Genomic DNA, 2,304 nt, shown 5'->3' with positions numbered 1-2,304 from the left:
TCTTTCGGCGAACCCCCGTTCTGGAGACGACCTCTGTGCTAGCCGACCATGATCGTTCTCAGCGCCAACGGCTGTACCGATGTTCCCCAAGGCCGGGTCAGCCGGCCGCAGGTGATCGGCGTCGCGGGCGTCCTCTACGACCCGAAGACCCTCCGGCCCGTCCCGCTGCCCCGCAACCGCGCCACGGCAGAGATCACCTACGACGATCCCCGGATTCGCTGGATTCTCGCGTCCCGGCTCGTCACCGCCCTGCACGAGGTGACGCCCGTCGAGCTGGACGAGCTCGCCGCCGTACCGCCCGCAGACCGGCCGCCCGGCCACCCCTGACCATCCCCCTCTCGGCGACGGCCCAGCCGCTCAGTCCGACGCCGAGCCCCGCAGGCCCGCGCCCCCGTCGCGGACCTGCGGAAGGACAGCGCCTCGGCTCCCCCCAGCCGGGGCGCTGTCACGTTCCCAGGCCACCGCGGTGAACGTCGTCAACCCCACTGCCCCGGGACCCGTGCGGCGCGTACCGTGGAGGCGTCGAGGACACGACGGAGGTCACCAGCATGAGCGCGCTGCCGCACGAGACGCCGCCCAGGGCGTACGCGGACCCGTACCGGGTCGAGGAGTGGGAAGGGCCCCAGACGCTCGCCGAGCTGCGAGCCGAGCTCGCGTTGCTCGGACCCGCCGAGGTGGTGGCGTTCAACGCCAAATTGGACGCCGCGCGGTTCGGCGAGGCGCAGGCCGCCGTGATCTCCGACGCCCGCCGGTTGCTCGCCCTGCGCACCCGGCCCGAGGTCCAGGCCGCCATCGCGGCATCCCTCGCAGGCGAGACGCCCACGGCCCCCGTCGCGGACCTGTACGCCTATCTGGAGAGCCGGGACGCCGACCGGTGAGCCGCTGGAGCGTCGAGGTACCCCCACGGCTCTACGAGGAAGTGGCCCGGCTCAGCCCCGGAGGACGGCGGGCCGTCCATGACGTGCTGGACCGTCTCGCCGTCGAGCCGCGCGACCCCGCCAGCTCAACCGAGCCGATCGCCGGCGCCGAGCTGCGCAGAATCGACACCGACCCGGCCAAGGACACCGGCGACCGGATCACCCTTCTCTACCGCGTCCACCCACCCGAGGACGACGCACCGGGGCGTGTGGAAGTGATCTTCATTCTGTCCGGGCCCTGACAGGCGCCCTGGGGCGGGACCAGCCGGCCCCGGAAGCCGTTTAGACAGGTCACTGACGTACTTCTTCGCCCCCAGCCGCTCGTACCGCTCTTCAGGCCGCTCCGAGCCCGATCGGAGAGCGTCACCCGGTACCACCCGCCTGACGCCTTCTCCGCGTACATCCCATCGTCCGGGCCCACCAGGCCGAGCGACGTATACCGGGTTCCGGGACCCGTGCGCAGGTGAACCGTGGTTGTCGGGTAGTAGCCCCAGGAGTTGAAGCCGGCCGCGGCCTGGCCGACGAGGGAGGCAGGGGTATGCAGCGCCGCGGCGGTCGGGGCACCGGAGTCAGGCAGAACCACCGCGGTGAGCGCCGCCGCGATCATCAGTCGTCGCATGCACAGCCCAACGGCGCAGCAGCCCTTCCCCGATCCTGGTATCTAAGGGGCTCGGAGTACTTCATGCAGGTCACGCAAGGTGGCCAGGCATCAGGCAAGTTAGGCAGGTAGCACTACTACTGTCAGACCCGTGCGGCACGATGGGGCAGGCCGGATTCCCAACCCGTCCGCCTTGAACCAGGAGGTCACCGTGTCCAAACTCACCGCAGTCTGCACGCCGAACAGCTACCCGCACGAGGACGGCCGGGTCGAGCACGGCTACCAGCTCAACGTGCTCGACCAGGACCTCGCCGTCCTGGTCACCGTGGACCTCCCGGACTGGGAAAGTTTCCACCAGGAGGCGGCAGCTCACCGCCTCGCCGACGCTGGTTTCGCTCTCCAGCCCGGTCCCGACTCCTCTGGTGCTGACGGCTGGAGCCCCTCCGGCCTCGGCTACATGGCGCCCATCGTCCGGGCAGAGGACGCCGAGCATCTGCCGTCCTCGAACTGATCGGCCGTACGGCGGACGGGCTCCGCAGTTTCGCATATGTGCCCCACATGCCTGAACCGCCTGCTGATACCTGTCAGGCACGCGCAACCGAAGGCTACTTGCCTAACCTGCCTGACGGCTTTCCAGCACCCGAGATAATCACGGCCGGCCGGCCCGGTTCCCCCCGACGTACGAACGCGGCCCGTGCGGGCCGGTTTGTGGGGCGCCTAGGGTCCGTAATCCTCCGTGGCCTGCGCCGTTGGCGGCCGGCGGGTCCGGTGGGGGTGGGAAAAGACGGC

General features: G+C 70.3%; 4 protein-coding genes. All 4 read left to right on the top strand.

Features of this window, described 5'->3' with window-relative positions:
* Positions 1 to 48: 48 nt before the first annotated feature.
* The 4 genes from AC069T_RS37925 (at position 49) to AC069T_RS37910 (ending at position 2,026) form a co-directional block, all read left to right on the top strand.
* A complete protein-coding gene (locus tag AC069T_RS37925; protein WP_478787076.1) occupies positions 49 to 327 on the top strand; it encodes a hypothetical protein in 279 nt (92 codons plus the stop codon).
* 221 nt (positions 328 to 548) lie between these two features.
* A complete protein-coding gene (locus AC069T_RS37920) occupies positions 549 to 878 on the top strand; it encodes a hypothetical protein (protein WP_478787075.1) in 330 nt (109 codons plus the stop codon).
* On the top strand, positions 875 to 1,159 hold the full coding sequence (locus AC069T_RS37915; protein ID WP_478787074.1) for a hypothetical protein: 285 nt from the start codon (positions 875 to 877) through the stop codon (positions 1,157 to 1,159). The genes AC069T_RS37920 and AC069T_RS37915 overlap by 4 nt, the downstream gene beginning before the upstream one ends.
* A 567-nt stretch (positions 1,160 to 1,726) precedes the next feature.
* On the top strand, positions 1,727 to 2,026 hold the full coding sequence (locus AC069T_RS37910) for a hypothetical protein (protein WP_478787073.1): 300 nt from the start codon (positions 1,727 to 1,729) through the stop codon (positions 2,024 to 2,026).
* The last annotated feature ends 278 nt before the right edge of the window (positions 2,027 to 2,304 follow it).

The organism is Streptomyces sp. NPDC043867, from assembly GCF_056435845.1.
Note: the sequence above shows the minus strand (reverse complement) of the source record. Positions and strands in the feature narration are given on the sequence as shown.

Bases quoted from the DNA above. Each gene is read 5' to 3' on its own strand.
- AC069T_RS37925 (WP_478787076.1), top strand. From the start codon at position 49: ATGATCGTTCTCAGCGCCAACGGCTGTACCGATGTTCCCCAAGGCCGG.
- AC069T_RS37920 (WP_478787075.1), top strand. From the start codon at position 549: ATGAGCGCGCTGCCGCACGAGACGCCGCCCAGGGCGTACGCGGACCCG.